This is a genomic window from Rhodopseudomonas palustris (assembly GCF_003591005.1).
In the GTDB taxonomy this organism is placed as follows: domain Bacteria; phylum Pseudomonadota; class Alphaproteobacteria; order Rhizobiales; family Xanthobacteraceae; genus Rhodopseudomonas; species Rhodopseudomonas palustris_K.
The window spans coordinates 1-543 of record NZ_QYYD01000081.1; the positions used below are offsets into that span (position 1 = coordinate 1).

Annotated in this window: 1 protein-coding gene; it reads right to left on the minus strand. The window is 61.1% G+C overall.

Going from position 1 to position 543, the window contains the following annotated elements:
* Nucleotides 1-543 (minus strand): proline dehydrogenase family protein (locus tag D4Q52_RS26060; protein WP_182915453.1); only part of this gene is annotated, 543 nt, incomplete at both ends.

Below are 543 nucleotides of genomic sequence, written 5' to 3' on the forward strand. Positions count from 1 at the left end.
CCAGCAGCGTTTCGTGGGTGCCGACCGGCGCGTAGATACGGCACGGGCGGTTGAGTTTGCCATCGGCGACTTTACCGGTCACCTGCTCGTACAGCGGCTCGCCCATGCCGTGCAGGCACTGGAATTCGTACTGTCCCGGGTAGTAGTTCTGCCCGGCCAGCTGATAAATTGCCGCCAGGGTGTGAGCGTTATGGGTCGCGAACTGCGGATAGATCAGGCTCGGCACCGCCAGCAGCTTTTTCGCGCAGGCGAGGTAGGAGACGTCGGTGTACACCTTGCGGGTATACACCGGGTAGCCTTCGAGGCCGTCCATCTGCGCGCGTTTGATTTCGCTGTCCCAGTAGGCGCCTTTTACCAGGCGGATCATCAGGCGACGGCGGCTGCGGGTGGCGAGGTCAATCAGGGAATCAATGACGAACGGGCAGCGTTTTTGGTAGGCCTGAATCACGAAGCCAATTCCGTTCCAGCCGGCCAGCTCTGGTTCAAAGCACAGCTTCTCCAGCAGGTCGAGGGAGATCTCCAGGCGATCGGCCTCTTCGGCAT